Here is a 24228-nt window from a genome sequence, read left to right on the forward strand (position 1 = left end):
GAATTTGGCTGTCAGTTGTACTGTTACTCTCATAGGCCTTAATAAGCAAATTTTTGAGCTCTTTAAGATAGAAAGCTAAGGTTTCGAAGCCAAGTAAGAAATAGATTGGGTTTCAGCTGCGGTTATTAAATTACCTAAAGCAATATTCATATCCACCCCATGTAACCCATACTGAGGATCAAGATCTCCAGAAATTTCATTTGCACGAGGGTCTTCATAATCAGCCAAAATTTCAACAGACAAGTAACCAAACGTTCCATCATTTATGCATTCACCAGTAAGTAAACCCGGATACGTCACCCAAGTTGTCGCTATTTCAAAAACTTCTTCTACGCCCTCATTGACAAAAAAATATGGCGTCAACTCTGCTTTACCGGAACCAAAGTTTCCAGGGTTAACGCATAACGAAGGATTAGATACGACTTCATCCCAAGAGATATTTTCCCAAGAAATATCTTGATCTTTCCAAGAGGCATCATGCCATGTCCGACCGAACCATGAATTAGAAGGAGGAGGAGTATCAATACGAAAAGCGTTATACGCAATGATGCAGCCAATTTCATTTGCCTGTTTACAACCAGAAATTGTTTCAAATTCATTATCGCTTTGAGCTATATGTGCTCCTCCAAAAAGGTGAGCGGAAACTAGGCGAGCACGAAGTAACGGATTTTGATCAATTTCTCTTTTGAGTAGTTGTGTCAACATTGCTGCACCTTGAGAGTGGCCGATCAGGATGAAGCCACGCTCTGTGCTGGCTTTTGAAATGTAATATTTGAAAGCATCAGCAACATCCTCATAGGCAATTTCAAAGCCAGTTGTACCCGGGCCCCCTATTAAGTCGTCTTCTGGAACCTCGATAGCCCTAGAAATATTTGCCTTGGTCATTTGTTGATACATCGGGGCATATACGTCACACACTTGGCTATAGCGAGAAACTTGAAACCATGCGGTAGAAATTTCTTCTGCCGTTGCGGGAATTAAATCACTGTTTAGAGTCATGTCTCCACTTGTTGTTGGGTAAACATAAAAACAATCAACTACAGCTTCTGAGGTCTTTTCAAAAGAAACCACTTCAGATGTTCCATCAGGATAAATGGCTGTTGCTGTTTGATCACGTTCACAAACATCATCAACGGCTGGCCAGCAAAGCCAAGTTGCTGGATCACTGTACAAATCGCTTACATAGCCTTGATACGGATTCTCTAATATTTGAGGTATTACTGTCTCAACAATCGGAATTGTCGTCTCAAAACTTACCGTTGAAATTTCATTGAAGGGTTCTGTCTTGTTGCTGCACGCCATCAACAGAAGTACAAAAATGGCGAGGCCAACAAGTTTTTTCATTCATTCTGACATTGCGTCTCCTTTGAAGTGTTGAGCCTTGTCACCACAAGGGCGTGTCTATAGCGGGTCGGAGGAGTGGCTTCCCGTCGAAGTTCGCTCGACTAGCCACGCTTCAACGTCATCTGGTCTCCAACGTAGGTGTCGCCCGAGTTTGACTGCGGGTGGTGCGGTGCCGTGGTATCGCCATGAGTAGATCGTGGCCTTGGGGACTTGAAGGTAGTTGCTCAGTACATTACAAACTTAGAAAACTGGGTCGTACCAACGGTTGGCGGCCCACACGCTGGCCACTAAACACAACACAGTAAAGGCCGCTATCACCAAAGTGCTGCGTTGACGGCTGACTTGTTTTTTATCCATCTCGTCGAGGGCCCAGGCCAAAAACGCTCCGCCCAGCAAACCACCCAAATGGCCACCGATGCTGATGCCCGGACGACCAAAAGTAAAGAACACATTCAGCAACACCAAACCGCCGATACCGCTCCGCCACGGGCTAATGCCCCGACGCTGCTGATGCACAAACATGGCGGCCATCAAACCAAACACCGCCCCCGACGCCCCCACCGTCAACGCCGTGGGGTCCATCAACATGACCCCCAAAGAACCGGCAGCCAACGAACCCACATACAAGCCCACAAAACGGCTCCGGCCATGCAACTGCTCTAACTGGCGGCCCAACATCCACAACAAATACATGTTGAAAACAATGTGCAAAATACCGGCATGCAAAAAGGCCGACGAAACCAAACGCCACCACTCGCCCTCAGCCACCCCAATATCGGTCATCAAACCATCCACCCGAGTGCGGCCAAAGCCCAACAAGCCAAAATCTAACGTGGTGTCACCCCCAGCCCCCGAAAGGCTGCCACCGTTCATCAAAGACCAAAGGAATGCCAAAGCATTCAGCCCGATAATGGCCCGAGTGGCCTCCGGGTCGCCCGAAGCCCGCCGAACCCTACGGCGATTCTTGGCCTCTATCGGCGAACCCGCCGCACACGACGGGCAATGAAACCCCACCGAAGCACTGCGCATACAATCAGGGCAAATACGGCTCCCACAACGCTGACAGGTCACCCCCGCACGGCGGTCAGGGTGGCGGTCGCAAGCCTCCGAAGCATTCATAAGACGAAACGGTATCGGGTTAACTCAGCGACCGGAAAAAGTGGCTTTGCCCGGGCCATGTTCAAAAAATGAAGCAATGCCAGTTTGTGCATCATCGGTGTCGAAAAGTTCAGTAAATACTTCGCCCTCTAAGTCAAGCCCCTCCGCCAACGAGCCGTCAATACCAAAATCAATAGCCGCCTTAGCGGCCCGTAACGCCAACTGCGGACCTCGAGCCAACGCTTCAGCCCGAGCCATAGCCACACTCAGCACCTCGTCATCGGCCACCACAGCGTTCACCAAACCTAAATCCGCGGCTTGGGTAGCCGCCAACTGCCCGCCCTCAAAAACCAGTTCCTTCGTGCGGGCCACCCCAAGCAAACGGGTCAAGCGCTGGGTACCGCCCGCCCCGGGGATAATGCCCAACAAAATCTCTGGTTGACCAAACACCGTGGACTCCCCGGCAATGCGATAGTCGCAGCACCACGCCAACTCCGCTCCGCCACCCAACGCAAAACCATTAACCGCCGCCACCACCGGGCAAGGTATGCCCGCCACCGCATCAAAAGCATCCCGAAAAGCCTGACCAATAGCACCACGAGTAGCCGGGTCGGTGAACTCAGAAATCTCTGCCCCAGCAGCAAAAAACCGGCCAGCCCCCGTAATGACCACCGCACCTGGAGGGTCCGCAGTGCAGGCCTCCGCCGCCACCAAGATCTCATTCAATAGTGCCGTCGACAAGGCGTTCACCTTGGGGCGATCCAAAGTAATGACCACTACCGGACCGCCATCAGTTACCTCATGACGGGCTACTTGCAAAAAATTAAAATCATCCATAGCAGTGACCGTAGCCGCTGTTATCAAAAAGTGATAGCCGTACCGTCATCAACCAGCGTCTCGCCGGTATTACGCACCGAAGTAACACCCGGCACCCGGTCTTTCATTATGCGCTCAATGCCTGCTTTGAGGGTTTGGTCCGAAGCCGGGCATTCCACACAAGCCCCCATTAACTCCACCAGAACCTCGCCGGTTTCTTCATCCACGTTGATCAAAGCTATGTCACCCTCATCAGCCTGGATAGCCGGCCGAATAACCGCAATAACTTTTTCAACCTGTTCGACTAACGAACCGGCAGCCTCAGGAACAACATTTAGTGACATAGGGTTAGTCTCTCACGCCACAACCCCACTCCCACCCACTAGATTGAACCAGTGGAAAAAACTCTGATGCTGGCCCACCAAGGTGGCTGGGACGAAATACTGGTGGTGGCCGGCCCGCTACTTGTGGTAGCCGCCCTTTTATGGGTCGCCGACCGGCGCTCCCGCCGCATGGACCCGCCCGACGATCAAGCGTAAGAAACGTCGGCCCCTAAAGCCGACAAGTTGCCGACTAAATCCTGATAGCCCCGAGCAACGTGATGCGCCTCAGCAATCAGCGTTTCGCCTTCCGCCGCCAGACCCGCTACCACCAGCGCAGCCCCCGCACGAATATCCGGCGCCCGCACCGGTGCACCAGAGAGCGCGGCCATGCCCCGCACCACCGCATGATGGCCCTCCACACGAATATCGGCGCCCATGCGCACCAACTCATCGGCGTAGCGAAAGCGCCCCGCAAAAATGTTTTCCGTCACGATGCCCACCCCGTCAGCCACCGACAACATGGCCACCAACAACGGTTTGTAATCGGTAGCCACCCCCGGGTAAGGCAAAGTAGAAACATCAACCGACCGCAAACGCTGGTCGACTTTGACTTCCAATCCATTGACCACCGGGTTGGTCTCCATACCCATTTCGCCAACTTTTCGCAAAAGCATCGACATGTGGTCGGCTCGTGCCCCGGCAATGGTGATCTCGCCGCCGGCGATCCCCACTGCTGCTAAATAAGTAGCGGCCTCAATACGGTCAGGGATTACCGTGTGCTCTACGGCATGAAGTTCAGTGACCCCCTCGACGACGAGCACCGAACGGCCCGCTCCAGTAATTTTGGCCCCCATCGCGTTCAAGAAATCTGCCAGGTCTGCAATCTCTGGTTCACGAGCAGCGTTATCGATCACCGTGGTGCCTTGCGCTAACACGGCAGCCATCAACAAGTTTTCTGTGGCCCCCACACTCGGGAACTCCAACAAGACTCGAGTACCCACTAGGCGTTCGGCACGGCCCTCGATGTAACCATGGCTAGTAGAAAAAGTAGCGCCGAGTTCTTCTAAAGCTTGCAGATGCATGTCGATGGGTCGATGGCCAAAATCGTCGCCGCCCGGTACCGATACTTTGGCCCGGCCAAAACGAGCCAACAATGGCCCCAAAACTACAATGGATGCCCGCATGCGTTCCACCAGTTCATAAGGCGCTTCCGGCGTGAGTTGGTCGGGCACCTCAATGGTCAGCACATCATCCGTTCGACTTACCGAGACGCCCATGTGTTCAAGAAGTTCGCCCATCCACATAACATCAGCAATGGCCGGCACGTTCCTGATGGTGAACTGGCCCGGCGCCAACAAAGAAGCGGCCATGAGTTTTAGCACCGAGTTCTTGGCCCCACCCACTTTTACCGTGCCGCGCAGAGGCCCCGAAGGTCGCACCAAAATTGCTGCCTCGGGAGAAAGAGAATCACTGCTCACCTGTTAAGTATGCTGTATCGCAGACCATTTTTGAAAGAGACCTCTTATTTCTTCTGTTTCTCATCACCTGACGGTGGACGATGCCGGCCTAGCCGAACTTCGTACCGCAAGAGACGACTTGGTAGGCGAACGCCCCGACGGCCCCAACCGTTTCGTTTTAGACCACGGGCCGTTTGAGCATTACCAGCGCACCTTGACCGTAACCGAGGGTGCTCAAGAACATCAGGTCACCGAGACCTACCAGTTTCGTTTAAGCGTCCCCGTCTGGCGGCCCCTTTTTACCTTGATCATGCGTCGTGCCTTACCCCGACGCCGCATCCCTTGGTGGTCACCGCCCAGTCGGCTAGATGCCCGAGCGGCCCGGGTGCTTTCGCTGCTGGCTGTTTTACAAGTAATCGACGGCTACCTCGGCACAGTCATCACCCAAACCATTACTTTCGCTGCCGACGAGTTCAACCGCACCAGCACCGCTCAAGGCGTTACCTTGGCTGTCGTGCGCATCGGGGTGTTAGTGGCCTTAGGGGTCATGGTGCTGGCCGACCGTCACGGGCGCCGCCGACTCCTGCGCTGGGCCATACTCGGGGCGGTTCTCTTGACCGGGCTCGGGGCGCTCTCCCCCGGCCTCTGGTTTCTGGGCGGGTCGCAACTTTTTGCCCGTGGCCTGACCACCGGCATGGGCATCCTCATTGGGGTTATGGCGGCCGAAGAGTTGCCCCGGGGCGCCCGAGCCTACGGGGTAAGCATGCTGTCGCTCGCTGCCGCTTTAGGTGCCGGCATGGCGGTTTGGGTCCTCCCGGTAGCCGACCTCAACCCCCAAGGCTGGCGAGTGGTTTACCTCGTGCCCTTACTGTCGCTGCCCTTAGTGCTGGCTGCTTGCCGTCGTCTCCCCGAAACTCGCCGTTTTGTGGCCAACAAACAAACCCCCGACCTACACGGTGCCCCGTTACGCACCGAATATCGACGGTTGGCTTTGCTGGCTACCGGGGCTTTCTTGTTCCTGCTTTTTGCTTCACCGGCAAGCCAGTTTCAAAACGACTTCTTGCGCGAGCAACGAGGGTTCAACGCCACCGGCATTTCCATCTACACCCTGTTGACCTCCACCCCAGCGGCCATCGGTATTTTTCTGGCCGGCAAATGGGCCGACACCCGAGGCCGCCGCCATGTTGGTGCCCTCGGTTTGGCTGGAGGAGCAGTGCTCATAACCGGAAGTTACTTTTTTGCCGGGCCCCTCATGTGGGCCAGCCATTTGGGCGGTGTGGTAGTGGGGTCGCTCACCGTAGCCCTCGGGGTCTACGGCCCAGAACTGTTCTCTACTCATCATCGAGCCAAAGCCAACGGCACCATCGTGACCATCGGAGTGCTGGGCAGTGTTTGTGGCTTGCTTTTGGTCGGCTGGTTACACAACCACTTCGATGCCTACGGCCCAGCTTTTGCCATTGTGACCTTGGGGCCGTTTCTGGCCGCCTGGTTGGTCATCTCTCGCTACCCCGAAACAGCCCGCAAAGCCCTCGAAGAACTCAACCCCGACGATGCAAACCTTGAAGATGTTTAGCTATTAGGCAGCGACACCAGCCAGTCGGCCACGGTGGCGGCGATGGTTTCGTCGGCGCCTTTAAGGTCGTGGCGCTTGCCTTCCAAAACCACTCGAGTTACCGGGCCGGGGATTTTATGAAGATGTTGGTCAAACTCCTCGGGAGTGCCAAACTCGTCACGGTCGCCTGAAATAAACAAACACGGCACCTGCAGGTCACCAAAATGATCCACCCGTAAGGTCTCGGGTTTCTTGACCGGGTGCAACGGATAACAAATCAGTACCAAACCAGCGGCCGGCAAACCCTCAGCCACGGCCATTGAGCAAATACGTCCCCCCATGGATCGCCCACCTAACACCAGGTTCTGCGGGTCCACCCCCCAAGCAGTCACCGCCTCGTTAACTTCGGCCACCAACTTGGGCGCTCGATCCGGAAAACGACGGCCTTCTTGGCGGTAACGAAAATCAAAACGTTGCACCGCCAACGGAGCCACCTGTTTTTCTATTTCCACCAAACACGGATGTTCTCGGTTAGAACCCGCCCCCGGAGTCAAAAAAAGCGAAAGATCAGCAGCGCCGGACATAGCACCCAGCCTAAGGCCTTGAGTAACCTGACAACATGAACCAACCCGTGGACCACGACACCCTGGTGGCCACCATGACCGGCGGCATGGCCCCCCACCCGGCACCCTTTGCCGGCAGCGACCGCCTGCACCCCGACGGCCGACCCCGCGGCGCTTTCCGTGACGAACTCCGACGCATCTCAAACCTAAGAAACATCGGCACCGTGCTCGGAGCCGTAGCCCTACCGGTACTCATCGTTTGGGCGGCCCTAACCCTCAACCACTGGGCCACTTGGGCCGCCGCCGTGCCCCTCATGGCCCTCGCCCAAAACCGATTGTTTATCCTCCACCACGAAGCCGCCCACCGTTTGCTCTTTAGCAACCAGCGCATCAACGACTTCGTGGGCATCACCCTCATCGGTTGGCTGACCTTCGGCACCGGCAGCCACGGCTACCGCATCGGCCACATCAACCACCACCGCGATGAATTCGGCCCCAAAGAACCCGACTTTTTGCTTTACAGCCTTTACCCCATCACCAAAGCCTCAATGCGTCGCAAGTTGGTACGCGACGCCACCGGGGTATCCGCTTTTCGCATAGTGCGGCCCCGTTTCAGGAACCTCAGTCAGCCCCGGCACCTCAAACTCACCGGCATGTTCCTTCTGGGCCAAATCCTCATCTTTTCTGTTTTCGCCGCCAACGGCCACCCGTGGCTCTACCTTCTCCTCTGGCTGACCCCGTGGATGTTCATTTACCAAGTAATCAACCGTCTGCGAGCCTTAGCCGAACATGCCGGTATGACCCGCTCCCCCGACCGGCGCCAAACCACCCACCACATCAAACAAACCCCCTGGTCGCGAGCCATCATCGCCCCCGTAGGCGTCGGCTACCACTTAGCCCACCACGTCGATATGACCGTGCCATGGCGCAACCTCAAACGCCTACAAACCGCTCTCCAAGAAGACGGCTACCTCGGCGACCTGCAATGGCCCAGTTACCTCACCCTCTGGAAGTCCCTCATCAAGCCCCTTTAACGCGACATGGTGTCAGACACCATGTCACTGTGGCTGAAAATATTTAGACCAGTTGGCGTAAAGCCTCGGCCAACACTTTGGCCCGTTCTTTGATCTCGTCAGGGTCGGTGTCGCCGGTGGCCAACAATTCGGCCAGTTCAGCCGATCGCTCACCCAAGGCATTCCACATTTGCGGATCGAAACCAAACGGAGGACGGTAACTCGTCAACACCGGAGCGTTGTCCACTAAGCCCTCCACCCCACGGTTGTCATGATGGTCTCGACGCAACCGGTCGCAAGCCACAAAAATATCAGTTAACAAACCATTAGCCGCCAACCCCTCAAGTTCTGGCCGCTCATCAGACCCACCTTGAAAAGCATCCAAAGCCGACTCCACCGCATCCTCATCAGCGGCCAACACCAACAAATCGCCCGCCTCATCAAACTCATGAGGAATACCTAAACGGCCCAACAATTCGGTAAACGCCGTTTGCTCATCAGCCGCCCAACCCTCGACCTCGTAAGCAATCTTCTCCGCAGCCGGGTCCAACACTGGGCCGCCGGTTCCATCCGTAGAAGCCACCAACTCATCAACCAGCACTTCGTCCTCAGACCGCACCACCAAAGTGGCTCCCTGCCACGAATGCGCTACCGAATGTCCGGTAAGTTGCTGATCCAACAATCGACGGGACTCCCCCGCCCACTCGTGCAGTTCATAAGCCAACTGATCTTCGCCTTCCGTGCCGACCTCATCAGAAGCGGTCGGCGCTTCATCAACAAGTTCAACCCCGCACTCCACGCAGTCCGCCACACCCTCGTCATATTGGATTCCACATTGAAAGCACCATCTCATGCCCCCATCTTCGCACCTGCAGCAACGAACCACACCACCAAAGGAAACTCACTCCGGCCGTGTCACCGCCCCTCCCACCCACTAGGTTCAACCTTATGAACGAAAATCTAGAATTTGATGACCGCAATCTCGCCCTCGAACTGGTGCGAGTAACCGAAGCCGCTGCCCTCGCGGCCTCCCGCTGGATGGGGCGAGGCGACAAAGAAGGCGCCGACAAAGCCGCCGTAGACGCCATGCGGGACGTACTCAGCGACGTCAACATGGACGGCTTGGTCATCATCGGCGAAGGCGAAAAAGACGAAGCGCCCATGCTTTTTAACGGCGAAAAAGTAGGAAACGGCTCTTCCCCCGCCACCGACATCGCCGTAGATCCTATCGACGGCACCACCCTCACCTCGCTAGGCCGCGGCAACGCCGTAGCGGTCATCGCCATAAGCCCACGAGGCACCATGTTTGACCCCGGGCCTTGTGTTTACATGGAAAAAATAGCGGCCGGACCCGACTGCGTGGGCGTCATTGACATCACCAAAAGCCCTACCGAAAACCTGCACGCAGTAGCAACCGCCAAAGGCGAATCAGTAAACGACATCACTGCCGTCATTTTGGACCGCGATCGCCACCACGACCTAATAAGCGAAGTCCGAGCCGCCGGCGCCCGCATACGCCTCATCCCCGACGGCGACGTAGCCGGGGCAATCTCAACCGCATGGGCCGACAGTGGCGCCGACGTGCTGTTCGGAATCGGCGGCACCCCAGAAGGCGTTATCACCGCCGCCGCACTCAAATGCATGGGTGGCGTAATGGAAGGCCGCCTCTGGCCCCGCAACGACAAAGAACGCAACGCCGCCCTAGACCTAAATTACGACCTTGAAAAAGTACTCACCATCGATGACCTGGTATCAGGCGACAACTGCTTCTTCGCCGCCACCGGCATTACCGACGGCGAACTACTAAAAGGCGTGCACTACTCATCAGGAAAAGTACATACCCAAACTTTAGTCATGCGCTCGCTCTCTGGAACAGTCCGGCTTATCTCAGCCAGCCACAACAGCGAAAAATTAGATGCCCACACCGACGGCCCCGCATAAGGACCAAAAAACGGTTCGTTACGCCTGTTCAGCGCCCGCTACAGCAAGCCGCAGCTCCGCACGACCCAAAGCACCCGCCGCGTCTTGGTCTTCGCTGTCGGCCGTTAAGGCCGCTTCAGCGTTATCTTTAGCGGTCTGTGCACGAGCCACATCAATCTCAGTAGCCTCTTCAGACACATCAGACAAAATGCTGATCTTGGTGCCCGCTACTTGAACAAACCCTTGATGGACCGCAAAAGCATCACGGCCCCCATCGGGACGAATAACCTCCACTGACCACACCGCCAACACGCCAATAAATGGCACGTGCCCGGGCTGGAAAGCGATATCGCCGCCTTCTACGGTGCGCGCTACCAGCATCTCGGCTTCGCCGCTATAGGTAATGGCCTCCGGAGAAACCAGTTCAACCTGAAAGGTCATAACTGCGTTAGCCCTCGAGCTCAGCGGCTTTGCGGCGGGCGTCATCTGCGCCACCCACGTTCAAGAAAGCCTGTTCAGGAAGGTCATCCAGTTCGCCGTCTACCAAAGCAGCAAACGAATCAACGGTTTCTTGAACCGGAACGGTTACCCCAGGAAGACCGGTGAAGATTTCGGCCACGTTCATAGGCTGCGAAAGGAAACGCTGCACCTTACGGGCTCGAGATACCGTGATGCGGTCCTCTTCAGAAAGTTCATCCAAGCCCAAAATGGCGATGATGTCTTGGAGTTCCTTGTAACGCTGCAAGATTTCTTGCACCCGGCGAGCCGTGTTGTAATGCTTTTCACCAACTACCTCAGGGGTAAGAATGGTTGAGGTCGAAGCCAAAGGATCCACCGCAGGGTAAATACCCAAAGCAGCGATATCACGGCTCAACTCGGTGGTGCCGTCGAAGTGAGTAAACGAGGTGAACGGTGCCGGGTCGGTGTAATCATCAGCCGGTACGTAAACCGCTTGCATGGAGGTAATAGAACGACCTCGAGTGGTAGTAATGCGTTCTTGCAACTGGCCCATTTCGTCGGCCAAGGTGGGCTGGTAACCCACAGCAGAAGGCATACGGCCCAACAAGGTTGATACTTCAGAACCGGCTTGCACGAAGCGGAAAATGTTGTCAATGAACAACAACACGTCCTGGCCTTGCTCGTCACGGAAGTACTCAGCCATAGTCAAAGCAGACAAAGCCACCCGCAAACGCACGCCAGGAGGCTCATCCATTTGGCCGAAGACCAAAGCAGCTTTTTCCAGCACGCCGGACTCTTCCATCTCCAACATGAGGTCGGTGCCTTCACGGGTACGTTCACCCACACCAGCGAACACCGATACACCACCATGGTTGGTGGCAACCCGGTTGATCATTTCGGTGATAAGTACCGTTTTACCTACACCCGCACCACCAAACAAGCCGATCTTTCCGCCCTGCAGGTAAGGGGTAAGAAGGTCAATCACCTTCACACCGGTTTCGAACATCTGTGCTTTAGGTTCCAACGAATCAAACGATGGTGCGCTGCGGTGGATTTCCCAACGTTCAGCATCAAGAGCAGCGTTGGGGTCATCCAGGCCTTTACCAATCACGTTGAACACGTGGCCCAAGGTGGCGTCACCTACCGGCACAGTAATGCCGCGACCGGTATTACGTACCGCTACGCCGCGAGTCAAGCCGTCGGTAGGTTTCATAGCGATAGCCCGCACCCGGCTGTTGCCGAGTTGCTGAGCAACTTCGGCCACCACGGTGGTGGTTTCGCCTTCAATAACAACGTCGAACTCGAGGGCCGTGTTGATCTCTGGTAATTCCCCGGGAGGGAACTCCGCATCGATTACTGGGCCGGCGATGCCGACAATGTGTCCGTCTTTAAGGTCGGTAACAGTCATGGTTACTCCTGGTTTCTTTTCAGATCTGGTTAGTGTTCGGCGCCCACAGAGGCGTTTTCTTCGGATTGGTCATCATCGTTAAGTGCCTCAGCGCCGCTGATGATTTCCATAATTTCGGTAGTAATAGCATCTTGACGAGCCCGGTTCATTTCACGGGACAACTTGGTGATGAGCTCATCAGCGTTATCGGTCGCTGCTTTCATGGCTCGCTGCCGGTTGGCGTGTTCAGACGCTGCTGACTCCAGCAACGCCCCAAACAAGCGAGCCTCCACATAACGAGGAAGCAGAGCTGCCAATACGGCCTCTGGTGAAGGTTCAAATTCGAAAGAGTCGGTCGCTCCGGCCTCGCCGCTACCTTTGGCAGCCATAGTTTCGGTGCCCTCTAAAGGCAAGAAACGACGAGTGGCTACTTTCTGGCTTCCCATGCTGAGGAACTCGGTGTAGACCAACTCCACGCGATCAATATCACCGCTTATGAACAGGCCGGCCACCGTGTCGGCTAAGTGGCGAGCGTCTTCATAAGTTGGGTTGTCACTAATACCTTCGGTATACGAGGCAATTTCGTATTTGCGGAAAGTGAAGTAATCTCGAGCTTTTTTACCAATAACAATCAGCGAATAACCAGCACCTTCAGAACGAGCATTTTGCACTTGGCGTTCTGCCGCACGAATAACCGAAGAGTTATACGGACCAGCCAAACCACGATCCGACGAGATCACGATGACCCCAACACATTCAACTTTTTCGGCTTGGCGAAGTAACGGGTGGTCTACCTCTGCGCCACCAGCAGCCAAGTTTTCAATAACCTTGGTGATTTGTTTAGCGTAAGGACGTGCCTCACGTGCTCGTTGTTGCGCCTTAACTACCCGAGTAGCAGCAATAAGCTCCATAGCGCGGGTAATTTTTTTGGTGTTCTGGACGCTGTCTATACGACGTCGCAGTTCGCGTTCTTTACCGCCGGCCATCAGCCGCCCCTAACGTAAGGGCGCCCAGAGACCCCACGGCAAAACCGAGGGTCTTCAAAGCGCAGAAAGAACGAGACATCAAGATCACTCGTTGCCTGCCGAAATGTCTTCTTCAGGCAAAGTAGTGTCGGCATCAACAATGTGCGAATCGGTGTCAATGTGTTCTGCATCAGGAGCATCGTCGCTGCTCTGCGAACCAGTGAACTGTTCAGCAAAAGCGGCGATAGCAGCATCAAATGCTTCTTCGTCAGCAATTTTACCGGTTTCTTTAATGCTGGCCAGGCTGCCTGCTTCACGAGTACGGAACCATTCCAACAACTCGGCTTCGAAACGGGTGACGTCCGCTACTTCGATGCCATCAAGGTGACCCCGGGTACCGGCCCACAGCGAAACGGTTTGTTCTTCCATCAAAAGTGGAGAGTTCAAATCTTGCTTCAACAATTCCACCAAGCGGTAACCACGGTCAAGTTGCGATTGCGATACGGCATCCAGGTCAGAACCGAACGCTGCGAAAGACTCCAACTCACGGAACTGCTGCAAGTCAGACTTGAGCGTACCTACGGCGCCTTTCATGGCTTTGGTTTGGGCGGCAGAACCCACGCGAGATACGGAAATACCCACATCTACAGCAGGACGTACCCCAGATTTGAACAGATCGTCTTGCAAGAAGATCTGGCCATCAGTAATGGAAATCACGTTGGTAGGGATGAAAGCCGAAACGTCGCCCGCTTTGGTCTCGATAATGGGCAAAGCGGTCATCGAACCGGCACCCAAATCGTCGCTCAACTTGGCGGAGCGTTCCAACAAACGGCTGTGCAAGTAGAAAACATCGCCGGGGTAAGCCTCACGGCCCGGAGGACGACGAAGCAACAACGACATTTGTCGGTAAGCCTCAGCTTGTTTAGAAAGGTCATCGTAAACCGCTAAAGCGTGCTGGCCTTGGTCCATCCAGTGTTGCCCAATGGCGCAACCGGCGTAAGGAGCCAAGTACTTGAACGGTGCGGGTTCAGAGGCCGGAGCCATCACTACCACCGTGTATTCCATAGCACCATGAGCCTCAAGAACGGCCACGGTTTGCGCAACCGTAGAAGCCTTTTGGCCAATAGCTACATAAACGCACTTCACGCCTTGACCAGCCTGGTTAATGATGGTGTCAATAGCAATAGTGGTTTTACCAGTTTTACGGTCACCAATGATCAACTCACGCTGACCACGCCCAATAGGGATCAAAGAGTCAATGGCTTTAATACCGGTCTGCATTGGTTCGTGCACCGGCTTACGACCCATAATGCCGGGAGCTTGGAGTTCCATGCGGCGTTGTTCAACATTGACCAACGGGCCCTTTCCGTCGATGGGTTCGCCCAAAGCGTTTACCACACGACCCAACATGCCGTCGCCCACGGGCAGCGCCAAAATGTCGCCGGTGGCCCGTACTGCTTGGCCCTCTTCGATGTCGTTTACCTCACCAAGGACCACCGCACCGATGGACCCTTCGTCAAGGTTAAGGGCAAGCCCAAAAGTGCCGCTCTCAAATTGGAGCAACTCGTTAACCGCTGCGCCGGGAAGACCCGATACACGAGCGATACCATCACCTACGGAAATTACCCGCCCCACCTGGGATTGTTCCAGGCTTGGTTGGAAACCTTCAAGGTTTTTCTGGATAGCGGAGGCAATGTCCGCCGTGTTGATCGTCAGTTCAGCCATTTTTCTCTCTCGTCTCTGATAGCTCGCCGGTTAGCGAAAGCTCTCACGAAGCTGGTTTAGGCGGCGTCGCACGCTGCCATCGATTATGTCGTCGCCGATTTCGGTGATTACCCCGCCCAAAACAGTTGGGTCAATAACCACTTTAATTTCGACGTCTTTGCCGGAAGAGGTTTTAATAGCCTCTGCCAAGCGTTGGCGTTGGTCGTCCGAAAGGTCGACCGCTGAACGCACGGTGGCGACAGCTTTATTGCGTGATGCGGCACTGCGTTCAATAAAGGCATCCACGATGGCGGGGAGGTCGGCGGCGCGGCCGGCTCCTACCACGAGGGATACCAACGCTGACGTAGTTGCTGTGGCTTGACCACTCAGGAGGTTTTCAACCACCTGGAGGCGTCGACCAGCGGGCACGTTTCCGTCAGCGAGCGTTGAACGCAGTTCGTCGTTGGACCGGATTGCCTGAGCAAAACCGAACAGTTCGTCTTCGACAACGGCAAGGTTTCCCTCTGCCGCCGCTACCGCGAACAAGGCTTCGGCGTAGCCGGCCACCTGGGGGTTAGCCATTGTTTCCGGCCACCTCGTCGATGTAAGCGTCGATCAGGCTGCCGTGCACTTCAGCGTTCAAGCTGGACTGCACTACCCGTTCGGCTGCACCCAAAGCGATGCCGGCCACTTCGGCCCGCAAGTCGGCTATGGCTTGCTGACGTGAAGATTCCACGTCGGCAGCAGCGCGTTCACGCATTTCAGCAATAGAAGCTTCGGCTTGGACAGCCAAGTCAGCTTTAAGCTGATCAGCGGTTACCCGTGCTTCGTTGATGATGCGTGAAGACTCAGCTTTAGCGTCGGCCAACTGTGCTTCGTAATCGGTTTTTACCGATTGGGCATCAGTCTTGGCTTGTTCTGCAGCGTCAAGATCATCACGAATCTTGTCGGCCCGGGCATCCATAGCGCCTTTAACAGCGGGGAAGCCTTTCTTTACCATGATGACAAACAAGATCAAAAAGGCAGAACCGCCCCAGATGATTTCGTTTACTTCAGGGATAATGGGGCTTGGCGCTTCGAAGCACTTTTCGAGGGCGCTTTGCACGGCCTCGTCATGAGCGGCGTGTACAACGTCGCCATGGGCTTCTTCGATTGCCTCGGTGAACAGTTCGGCCATGCAGCCACCCACTGATTCGCCCGACGCAGAGGCCGGTCCGGACAAGGCCACAAGGCCCAGCACGGCAAGAAGCGGGGCCACCAGTAGGCGGTTCCGTAATTTGCTCATTGGTTTACTCTCTCTCGTCGTCGACGATGCTTAAGGCATCAAAAGGATGAAGACAACGAAACCGATCAAGGCCAAAGCCTCAGTGAAGGCAATGCCCAAGAACATCGTCGTCCGGACCATGCCGGCTGACTCTGGTTGTCGAGCCATCGATGAAATTGCGTTACCAACCACGGTACCGATACCGATACCAGGGCCGATAGCGGCCAAGCCGTAACCTAGGCCAGCTCCGATGGCCTTAAGGCCTTCGAGCACTTCGCCCGCTCCCGTTTGCGCCAGAACGTTCAGCACTTGGATTCTCCTGTTTTCTTTGTTATCCAGCCGGAGTTTCCGTCTGGAGATTGTTTATTAATATTGATCTTTTACTTCGTTGCGCCCTAGTGAGCAGGGTGCAGCGAACCGCCGATGTATACAGCAGTAAGAATGGTGAAGATGAAGGCCTGCAAGACCGACACCAAGATTTCAAAGCCGGTCATCATGACCAGCATGGCAAAGGGGGCCGCCGCACCAATATAGGTGGCGTCCCACAGGGCCGTAGAAAGAACGGCGAAGGTCACCAACAAAAGGTGGCCGGCCACCATGTTGGCCCAAAGCCGGATAGCCAACGAGAAAGGCCGCACCACAAAAGTGGAGACCAATTCGATGGGAGTAACGATGAGGTAAAGCGCCTTGGGCACGCCCGGAGGGAAAAGTGAGTTCTTGAGGTAGCCACCCAACCCTTGAGACTTAATACCCACCACGTTGTAAATAACCCAAACCACTAACGCCAAAGTGATGGGTACCGCCATGCGACTGTTGGCGGGAAACTGAATACCAGGAATAACTTCGAAAATGTTAGAAAATAAGATGAAGAAAAACATGGTGGTCAAGAAAGGCATAAACTTTTTGCCTTCTGGGCCGATGGTTTCCATCACCACAGATTCTTCAATGAAATTAATGCCTGACTCAGCAACGTGCTGCATGCCAGCGGGAACCATTGATGTTTGCTTGCGGCCCGCCACCAAAAAGATGAGCAAGGTAAGAATTACCGCAGCAAAGTAAATGAGTACCGATTTGTTGATGGCGTAAAAGGTGCCATTAAAGAAAATGTCGGGCCACTCAAAGAGATGACTGACTGGTGGGAAGTCGAGTGCGAGCACGTTCACTTTTGGTGCTACTCCTGAGGCTTAAGGTCGGTGGGTGCCAACCCGGGGAAAGCCAGCGACGCCGCAACGTGCTTGGTCTCCCAGGTAAGCAAACCCAGATGAGTAATGAGAAGGGTTATTGCGAAGGGCACGGTAGCGAACCATTCACCGTTTCTGACAACTAAAACGACAGCAGTCATAAAACCGAGGCGAAAAAGGTAACCAAAAAGCACGGCACCGTAAAGAGCGTTAAGCGAAATGGCCATGGCTCGAGCGATAATGGCGGCGCCCAAACGAAAATTCAAAGCCACCAAGGCAAGGGCCAGCGCCGCAGATGCTGCCCCGCTCAAACCATCAAAAAGTGCTCCCACCAGCAGAAACGCTGGCAAAACCATCAAGGCTCGGCGCGATAAATCTCGGGCAACTTCTTGTTCGGGGTTCACCGCAGCGTCCAGAGTCATGTTCACACCAGCGGCCCGTTAGCTCGCCAAGCTTTACGTCGCTCGGCAACTTGGTGTTCAAGATTATTTGTGTAGTTATGAAAAGTTTTCCACGAGGCATAGGCCACGGTAAGTAAAACGAAGGCCACGGTGAAGAGCGGGGAGGTACCGATTTGGCCGTCAAGCAACCAACCGAGAAAACCAAAAATCACCGGGGTCACCACCATTTCAAAAGCAGCAGCGAAGGCGTCAGCAAAGCCTTGCTTCAGTTCGCGTGATTCGTTTTGTTCCATAAACAAAAAATCCTCTGCCCGGGTAGTTGGCACAACGAGGTAAATCCTCCTTGACCGTTAACAAATCTATTCACTCAAGACAGGGTCGGCAACCCAAACGGGCGCCTTTACTGCCAAATCGGTCACACCGTTTCTTCGTTTGTTCGAAACCTGGGGTGAAGAACCGTAAAAAGAGCCAGGCATACCGCAGCGATACCCATAGGCACCAAAGCATCGCCTTCCCCGGTGTAGGTAGGCCACAGTACAAACCCCGACAACAATGCCGTCCATGCCCACAAAATAAACACCGTCCGCCGATGTCCGTGACCCAGACGCATCAAACGATGATGCAAATGATCTTTGTCCGCTTGGGTCACCTTTAACCCTCGAGTAGCCACCCGACGAATAATAGCGAAGGTCATATCCAGCAACGGCACCCCCAACACGATGATAGGAATAAAAATCGGGGCGAAGAAAAAGAACGACTGCCCGCTAAACGGAGCGTCCGTGCGACCCCCCACCGCCACGGTAGATGCCGCCATCAACAGCCCTAAAAGCAACGCCCCCCCATCACCCATAAAAATACGGGCCGGATGCACGTTGTGAGGCAAAAACCCTACACACACCCCCACGGTGAGCAAAGCAATAAGCGACCCCGGGTTGCCGTCAAACAAAACCCCCGACTCTTCAAGTTGTAAGGCGTAAAGAAAAAACGTTAACGCAGCAATACCAACAATGCCGGCGGCTAAACCATCGAGCCCATCAATGAGGTTCACAGCGTTGGCGATAAGCACCACCCAAACCACGGTAAGCAAGGCGGAAAGATCTGGCGAGAGAATGACTAAATCCAAAAACGGTATGCGCAACACCAGCAACGAAATACCCGCCAGAGATAAAATGCTGGCCCCGGCCACCATGCCGGCCACCTTGGCGGGAGCCGACACCGGACGCACATCGTCGAGCACCCCGACCCCACACATCAAAGTAGCGGCCAGCAAAAAGCCGACCATTTCGGTGGGGGACGCAAATACTGCGGCGAAGTCCCCTAACGCCCAAGCGGTCAGTAAACCCGCAAGCAACCCCACGTACATGGCCACCCCGCCCAACGGAGGCGTGGGGTAGGAATGCACATTGCGATCATCGGGGGCCACCAAAACCCCAGCCCGTACCGCTACACGCATAGCAATTGGGGTGGCTGCTGCGGTGACCGAAGCGGTCACTCCTCCAACGATTATGAAGGCCAGCGGGCTCGGCATAAAAAGAACTTACGCTTTCTAACCCTCGTAGGGGGTGAATTGTTGACAGAGGTCCATTACTTCACTGCGCACTTGGGCGATGACTGCGTCGTCTTCACGCCCGGTCAGGGTGCGGGCAATGAAGCCGGCAATCTGCGCCATCTCTGGCTCTTTCATCCCTTGGGTCGTGGTGGAAGGGGTGCCGATGCGCACTCCGCTGGTCACAAAAGGTGACCGTGGGTCGTCAGGTACGGTATTTTTGTTCAGCGTGATTCCTGCGCGGTCAAGCACTGTTTGTGCAACGGCCCCGGTGAGGTCTGGGTCAAAGGTGCGAAGGTCTACCACCATTAAGTGGTTATCGGTGCCGCCAGAAACTATGCGGAAACCGTGGCCACTCAGGGCTTTGGCTAGCGCTGCTGCGTTGGCCACAATTTGTGCCGCGTAAACGGCAAACGATGGGTCGGCGGCTTCTTTGAAAGCCACCGCTTTAGCAGCGATGTGGTGTTCAAGCGGCCCGCCTTGAGTACCGGGGAAAATAGCTTTATCTATTGCTTTAGCGTGTTCTTCTCGGCTCAAAATACAGCCGCCTCGTGGGCCCCGCAGAGTTTTATGCGTGGTGAAGGTCACGATGTCGCAGTAAGGCACCGGGTTGGGGTGCACTCCCCCGGCAATAAGACCAGCGATGTGGGCCGCATCAAACATCAGCAACGCCCCGACCTCATCGGCAATTTCTCGCAAGGGAGCTGGTTCAATAATGCGCGAGTAGGCGGTGGCTCCGGCCACAATCATCTTGGGCTGGTTGGCATGAGCCAAGGCACGGATTTCTTCGTAGTCCAAGCGTTCGTCGCTAGCGGTTAAACCGTAGGAAATAAAGTTATAGAGAATCCCGCTGGCGTTAACCGAAGACCCGTGGGTGAGGTGGCCGCCGTGGTCAAGGCTGAGGCCCAAGACGGTGTCGCCGGGCTGCAGCAAGGCCTGGTAAACCGCCATGTTGGCGTTGGCTCCTGAGTGGGGTTGCACGTTGGCGTGTTCTGCCCCAAACAAGGCTTTGACCCGGTCACGGGCCAAGTCTTCTACTTCGTCGACAAACTCGTTGCCCCCGTAGTAACGCTTGCCGGGGTAACCCTCGGCGTATTTGTTGGTCAGCACCGAACCGGAGGCTTCTAGCACCGCTGGTGACGCAAAGTTTTCTGAAGCAATGAGTTGCAGGGTGGTGTTTTGACGTATTTTTTCTTGATCGACGTAACCAAAAAGTTCTTCGTCTCGGGTGGTGGGCCAAGGCATGTCATCGTCCTTTGTTTAAGAAACAATAAAAGCAACTGTTGATAGTTGCCGGTGTCGGCAGGCTAGCGGTCTTGAACCGAGGGAGTTGGTTGTCAAGCCGAGTTTTCTAACGCAGCGATTAAGGCTTCGGTCGCTGGATCGGGTGGTGCGGCAGTCCGACGAGCGATTACTAACTTACGTTTCGCTATCGGGAGGCGGCGCACCGGGGTGAGGGGGTCAACGCCGGACTCGGCCTGTACCGGGGGCAGCACGGCCCAACCCAGACCCAGGCGAACCATTTCTCGTAACACTTCAGGCTGGTTGGACTCTGCAACAACCTCGTAGGCCATTCCTTCGGCGGCGAGAGCGGCGGCGATTACCGAGCGAGTATGCGATCCCGCCGGAAACGACACCCACGGCCCCCACTTAAGCATTGGGTGTTGCTTGATATCTGGGGGTGCATAAACCATGAGCGGTTCTTCGCAGAGCAGGGTGACGTCGATGCCCGGAGGGGCGGGGGTCGGGTCAACACAAAGCACCAAGTCAAGGTCTCCGGACTGGAGGGCTTCAAGCAGAGGCCCGGAGGGAGCCACGGTGAGGTGCAGGTCTACTTCAGGGCTGTCTTGGTGAAAGCGGCGAATGGCTTCGGCTTTGTGGTGCACCGCAACGGCGTCAATAGATCCGAGCCGTATTTGGCCGGTGCTGCCACTTTTTTGTGCTTCTGCCCAGCGAGCGAGGTCGCGGGTTTCGGCTACTACCCGGCGGGCATGGGCCAACACTTGGTTGGCTTGGCGGCGCAACACGGTCGAGCGGCCCTGGCGCTCAAAAAGTGGGAGCCCGACCCGGCGTTCAAGTTCGGTGAGCCCCTGGGTAAGTGCCGAAGCAGTGACTCCAAGGTTTTGGGCGGCGGCGGCTCGGGTGGGGTGATCGGCGGCGGCCACCAGGTACTCAAGTTGTTGCACACTGAGGTTCGGTAACAGCATTGGTTCTCGAGATGACATGTGGTTCTTCTTTCGCAATATTAAGTCTTGCTTAATATAACAACATAAACGTTGACCAATGCTTATGCTTGCTCGCTATGACTGAACAAATGAACATCAAACCCGCAACCGGAAAATTGGGGGTCCTTACCCCGGGCCTCGGTGCTGTTTCCTCTACCTTTATCGCCGGCGTAATTGCCGCCCGCAAAGGCCTCAGCGCCCCCATCGGGTCACTCACCCAAATGGCTCACATCCGCCTCGGCGGCCGAGAAGAAAACCGCAACCCACTGATTCGCGAATTCGTGCCCCTGGCCGAACTCGACGACCTGGTCTTCGGCGGCTGGGACCCCATCTCACCGAACGCTCTTGAAGCAGCCCGCACCTGCGGCGTGCTCGACGAAAAAGACCTCGCTCCCCTCTCTGCCGAACTCGAAGGCATCGTCCCCATGGACGCCGTGTTCGACCAACGCTGGGTTAAAAGACTTGACGGAGTTCGCGTAAAAAACATCGCCTCCAAATGGGAACAAGCCGAAGCCCTCATTGCCGACATCGAACATTTCCGCATCGAAAATAACTGCGACCGTTTGGTCATGGTGTGGTGCGGATCCACCGAGGCCTACCAAGAGCCCAGCGAAGTACACGACACCGTGGCTGCCTTCGAAGCCGGCTTGCACGCCAACGACGAAAACATTTCTCCCAGCCAGATTTACGTCTACGCCGCCCTCATGAGCGACGTGCCTTTCGCCAACGGAGCACCCAACCTTTCTACCGACTTGCCTTGCATGATTGAACTCTCCGCCACCCGCGGCGTACCCATCGTCGGCAAAGACTTCAAAACTGGTCAAACCTGGATGAAAACCCTATTGGCCCCCGGTATCAAAGCTCGCATGTTGGGCTTGCGCGGCTGGTACTCCACCAACATTTTGGGTAATCGAGACGGCGAAGTACTCGACGACCCAGAAAACTTCAAAACCAAAGAAATGTCCAAACTCGGCGTACTGGATGCCATCTTGCAACCCGAGTCCTACCCCGACCTTTACGGCAACATCGACCACGTGGTGCGCATCAACTACTACCCACCTCGCGGCGACAACAAAGAAGGCTGGGACAACATTGATATCTTCGGCTGGTTGGGTTACCCCATGCAGATCAAGGTCGACTTCTTGTGCCGTGACTCCATCTTGGCCGCCCCCATCGTCTTGGACCTCGCCTTATTTATGGACCTCGCTCACCGAGCCGGCCAATCAGGCGTACAAGAATGGCTGTCCTTCTATTTGAAGGCCCCACAATCCACCACCGACGCCGGGCCCGAACACGACTTGTTTATTCAACAAACCAAGTTAAAGAACACCTTGCGCGAATGGATGGGTGAACAGCCAGTAACCCACTCCGAAGCGGGTTAGCTAGATGCGGGTCTCGTGACCTGCCCAATATTCGTCTTTCAATAGACGCTTATACAACTTGCCGGTGGGATGCCGGGGCAGTTCGTCTCTGAAATCCACACTGCGCGGACACTTCACGTCGGCTAACTGGTCCCGGCAATAAGCAATGAGTTCTTTGGCCATTTCTGACGTGGCCTCCGATGGGTCAACTAACTGCACTATCGCTTTAACTTCTTCGCCGAAGTCATCGTTGGGCACCCCAATAACTGCCACGTCGAATACCGCAGGGTGCATGGTCAACACGTTCTCTGCTTCCTGCGGGTAAATATTTACCCCACCAGCAATGATCATGTAAGCCTTACGGTCAGTGAGATACAAAAACCCGTCTTGGTCAAGACGACCGACATCGCCCAGGGTGCTCATATTGGCTCCCAGTTTGGCATCAGCGGTTTTTTGTGGATCGTTGTGGTACTCAAAAGCCGAGTTGCCGCGAAAATAAACACTGCCCTCTTGGCCCACCGGCACCTCGTTGCCGTCGTCGTCCATAATAGCCAGTTCGCCTAAAATCGCTTTGCCCACCGACCCGGGGTGTTCAAGCCAGTCGGCCGAGTTGGTGTACGTCAAACCGTTGCCTTCGGTGCCGGCGTAATACTCATGAAGCACCGGGCCCCACCAGTCGATCATTCGGCGCTTTACCTCTATCGGGCAGGGGGCCGCCGCATGAATGGCTGAGGCCAGCGACGACACGTCGTATTTTTTCCGGACTTCTTCGGGCAATTTGAGCATGCGCACAAACATGGTGGGCACCCACTGGCTGCCGTGCGCTTGATGCTTTTCAATGGCCGCCAGCGCCTCTTCGGGGTCAAATTTTTCCATAGCCACCACGGTGCATCCAATGCGCTGATAACTCAGACAAAAACGCAAAGGGGCCGCGTGATAGAGCGGGGCCGGCGACAAGTACACCGTGTTGGGTTCTGCGCTAAAAAGGATTTTAGCCATCAGGGAAATCGTGGTGGACTGGCCCAACGGTTGGCCGGCGATAGGCATCTTGACCCCTTTAGGTCTACCGGTGGTACCGGAGGAATAAAGCATGTCTTGGCCCTCAACCGCATCTTCGGGCACCTCAGAGGATTGCGCCGCTACTGCATCTTCAAACGATGCGTGGTTTTCAAGCAAACCACCCACACTAAAGCGAGCCTCTACCTTGGGGGTAGCGGTCAGCATTTCTGCGGCGGCCTCTGTTTTGTAAGGCGAGGTTACAAACACCCGCGCCCCACAGTCATTAATAATGTAGGTCATCTCACCGGCCGTCAGTCGAGAAGAAATCGCCGTGTAATGCAACCCGGCATAAATAGCGCCCCAAGCCAGCGGCAAAAAATCCAACCGGTTCTCTAGACAAAAAGCCATATGTTCGCCGGTTTTCAACCCCAAGCTACGAAATAAGTTGGCTATGCGGCCGGCCTCGGCATGCAACTCGGCGAAGGTCATGGTTTGTCCCGAACCGTGCATCACGATAGCTAAACGGTCAGGATCTTCGGCGGCCCACCGCCCTGGGTACTCAAGTTCTGCAATTTGATCAGTCATGTGCTGAACCTAGTTCGGAGTAAAGCAGCACACCACATCCAGCCACGAATCGGCACTGTCACAGG

The 24228-nt window shown here is 55.3% G+C and carries 26 protein-coding genes; 4 read left to right on the forward strand and 22 right to left on the reverse strand.

What is annotated here, in order from left to right; translation table 11 throughout:
• Positions 1-75: 75 nt before the first annotated feature.
• The 6 genes from EYQ49_02365 to murA all read right to left on the reverse strand — a co-directional run bounded on the left by EYQ49_02365 (position 76) and on the right by murA (position 5026).
• Positions 76-1344 carry a DUF3089 domain-containing protein gene (locus EYQ49_02365; protein ID HIG24723.1) on the reverse strand — a complete coding sequence of 423 codons (1269 nt, stop codon included), beginning with the start codon at positions 1342-1344 and terminating at the stop codon, positions 76-78.
• Positions 1345-1401: 57 nt separating this feature from the next.
• Positions 1402-1572, reverse strand: a complete 171-nt coding sequence (locus EYQ49_02370; protein HIG24724.1) for a DNA-binding protein — start codon at positions 1570-1572, stop codon at positions 1402-1404.
• A 12-nt stretch (positions 1573-1584) separates the two neighbouring features.
• A complete protein-coding gene (locus EYQ49_02375; protein HIG24725.1) occupies positions 1585-2463 on the reverse strand; it encodes a rhomboid family intramembrane serine protease in 879 nt (292 codons plus the stop codon).
• A gap of 24 nt (positions 2464-2487) precedes the next feature.
• Complete coding sequence (locus EYQ49_02380) at positions 2488-3279, reverse strand: enoyl-CoA hydratase/isomerase family protein (GenBank protein ID HIG24726.1); 792 nt, start codon at positions 3277-3279, stop codon at positions 2488-2490.
• A gap of 23 nt (positions 3280-3302) precedes the next feature.
• Entirely contained in the window at positions 3303-3602 is a 300-nt protein-coding gene (locus EYQ49_02385; protein ID HIG24727.1) for a NifU family protein, read from the reverse strand.
• Between the two features lie 185 nt (positions 3603-3787).
• A complete protein-coding gene (murA, locus tag EYQ49_02390; GenBank protein HIG24728.1) occupies positions 3788-5026 on the reverse strand; it encodes a UDP-N-acetylglucosamine 1-carboxyvinyltransferase in 1239 nt (412 codons plus the stop codon).
• Between the two features lie 106 nt (positions 5027-5132).
• Here murA and EYQ49_02395 point away from each other — a divergent pair, with 106 nt between their 5' ends.
• The gene (locus EYQ49_02395) at positions 5133-6611 is read left to right on the forward strand and encodes an MFS transporter (GenBank protein ID HIG24729.1); all 1479 of its coding nucleotides are present in this window, start codon (positions 5133-5135) and stop codon (positions 6609-6611) included.
• On the opposite strand, the gene EYQ49_02400 is transcribed toward EYQ49_02395, so the two are convergent.
• Positions 6608-7174, reverse strand: coding sequence for a dienelactone hydrolase (locus tag EYQ49_02400; GenBank protein ID HIG24730.1), 567 nt, complete (start codon positions 7172-7174; stop codon positions 6608-6610). The two genes, EYQ49_02395 and EYQ49_02400, sit on opposite strands and share 4 nt — an antisense overlap.
• Before the next feature lie 35 nt (positions 7175-7209).
• Here EYQ49_02400 and EYQ49_02405 point away from each other — a divergent pair, with 35 nt between their 5' ends.
• Complete coding sequence (locus tag EYQ49_02405) at positions 7210-8187, forward strand: hypothetical protein (GenBank protein ID HIG24731.1); 978 nt, start codon at positions 7210-7212, stop codon at positions 8185-8187.
• Positions 8188-8230: 43 nt separating this feature from the next.
• Here EYQ49_02405 and EYQ49_02410 read toward each other — a convergent pair whose 3' ends face one another.
• A complete protein-coding gene (locus EYQ49_02410; protein HIG24732.1) occupies positions 8231-9019 on the reverse strand; it encodes a hypothetical protein in 789 nt (262 codons plus the stop codon).
• Positions 9020-9114: 95 nt separating this feature from the next.
• Here EYQ49_02410 and glpX point away from each other — a divergent pair, with 95 nt between their 5' ends.
• On the forward strand, positions 9115-10107 hold the full coding sequence (glpX, locus tag EYQ49_02415) for a class II fructose-bisphosphatase (protein ID HIG24733.1): 993 nt from the start codon (positions 9115-9117) through the stop codon (positions 10105-10107).
• Between the two features lie 18 nt (positions 10108-10125).
• Here the strand turns inward: glpX and atpC are convergent, their stop codons facing one another.
• The 13 genes from atpC to EYQ49_02480 all read right to left on the reverse strand — a co-directional run bounded on the left by atpC (position 10126) and on the right by EYQ49_02480 (position 21218).
• Positions 10126-10572, reverse strand: coding sequence for an ATP synthase F1 subunit epsilon (gene atpC, locus EYQ49_02420; GenBank protein HIG24734.1), 447 nt, complete (start codon positions 10570-10572; stop codon positions 10126-10128).
• On the reverse strand, positions 10535-11953 hold the full coding sequence (atpD, locus tag EYQ49_02425; GenBank protein HIG24735.1) for a F0F1 ATP synthase subunit beta: 1419 nt from the start codon (positions 11951-11953) through the stop codon (positions 10535-10537). Before atpD ends, atpC begins: the two co-directional genes overlap by 38 nt.
• A 29-nt stretch (positions 11954-11982) precedes the next feature.
• On the reverse strand, positions 11983-12918 hold the full coding sequence (locus tag EYQ49_02430; GenBank protein HIG24736.1) for a F0F1 ATP synthase subunit gamma: 936 nt from the start codon (positions 12916-12918) through the stop codon (positions 11983-11985).
• Positions 12919-13002: 84 nt separating this feature from the next.
• Positions 13003-14622: a F0F1 ATP synthase subunit alpha gene (locus tag EYQ49_02435; protein HIG24737.1), complete on the reverse strand. Its 1620-nt coding sequence runs from the start codon at positions 14620-14622 to the stop codon at positions 13003-13005.
• Positions 14623-14652: 30 nt separating this feature from the next.
• Positions 14653-15183 (reverse strand): ATP synthase F1 subunit delta, encoded by a 531-nt coding sequence (gene atpH / locus EYQ49_02440; protein ID HIG24738.1) that lies wholly within the window; start codon positions 15181-15183, stop codon positions 14653-14655.
• A complete protein-coding gene (atpF, locus tag EYQ49_02445; GenBank protein HIG24739.1) occupies positions 15176-15886 on the reverse strand; it encodes a F0F1 ATP synthase subunit B in 711 nt (236 codons plus the stop codon). The genes atpH and atpF overlap by 8 nt, the downstream gene beginning before the upstream one ends.
• A 30-nt stretch (positions 15887-15916) precedes the next feature.
• Positions 15917-16171: an ATP synthase F0 subunit C gene (atpE, locus tag EYQ49_02450; protein ID HIG24740.1), complete on the reverse strand. Its 255-nt coding sequence runs from the start codon at positions 16169-16171 to the stop codon at positions 15917-15919.
• 89 nt (positions 16172-16260) lie between these two features.
• Positions 16261-17022, reverse strand: coding sequence for a F0F1 ATP synthase subunit A (atpB, locus tag EYQ49_02455; protein HIG24741.1), 762 nt, complete (start codon positions 17020-17022; stop codon positions 16261-16263).
• 14 nt (positions 17023-17036) lie between these two features.
• Positions 17037-17468, reverse strand: a complete 432-nt coding sequence (locus EYQ49_02460) for an ATP synthase subunit I (GenBank protein ID HIG24742.1) — start codon at positions 17466-17468, stop codon at positions 17037-17039.
• A gap of 2 nt (positions 17469-17470) precedes the next feature.
• Positions 17471-17773 (reverse strand): AtpZ/AtpI family protein, encoded by a 303-nt coding sequence (locus EYQ49_02465; protein ID HIG24743.1) that lies wholly within the window; start codon positions 17771-17773, stop codon positions 17471-17473.
• Positions 17774-17862: 89 nt separating this feature from the next.
• The gene (locus EYQ49_02470; GenBank protein ID HIG24744.1) at positions 17863-18900 is read right to left on the reverse strand and encodes an undecaprenyl/decaprenyl-phosphate alpha-N-acetylglucosaminyl 1-phosphate transferase; all 1038 of its coding nucleotides are present in this window, start codon (positions 18898-18900) and stop codon (positions 17863-17865) included.
• A gap of 93 nt (positions 18901-18993) precedes the next feature.
• Positions 18994-20238: a serine hydroxymethyltransferase gene (locus tag EYQ49_02475; GenBank protein HIG24745.1), complete on the reverse strand. Its 1245-nt coding sequence runs from the start codon at positions 20236-20238 to the stop codon at positions 18994-18996.
• Between the two features lie 92 nt (positions 20239-20330).
• The gene (locus tag EYQ49_02480; GenBank protein ID HIG24746.1) at positions 20331-21218 is read right to left on the reverse strand and encodes a LysR family transcriptional regulator; all 888 of its coding nucleotides are present in this window, start codon (positions 21216-21218) and stop codon (positions 20331-20333) included.
• Positions 21219-21295: 77 nt separating this feature from the next.
• Between EYQ49_02480 and EYQ49_02485 the strand changes: the two genes are divergently transcribed.
• On the forward strand, positions 21296-22600 hold the full coding sequence (locus EYQ49_02485; GenBank protein ID HIG24747.1) for an inositol-3-phosphate synthase: 1305 nt from the start codon (positions 21296-21298) through the stop codon (positions 22598-22600).
• Here the strand turns inward: EYQ49_02485 and EYQ49_02490 are convergent, their stop codons facing one another.
• Complete coding sequence (locus EYQ49_02490; GenBank protein HIG24748.1) at positions 22601-24163, reverse strand: acyl-CoA synthetase; 1563 nt, start codon at positions 24161-24163, stop codon at positions 22601-22603. It abuts the gene before it with no gap.
• Positions 24164-24228 lie beyond the last annotated feature (65 nt).

Source organism: Acidimicrobiia bacterium (assembly GCA_012959995.1).
Classification (GTDB): Bacteria; Actinomycetota; Acidimicrobiia; order Acidimicrobiales; family MedAcidi-G1; genus MedAcidi-G2B.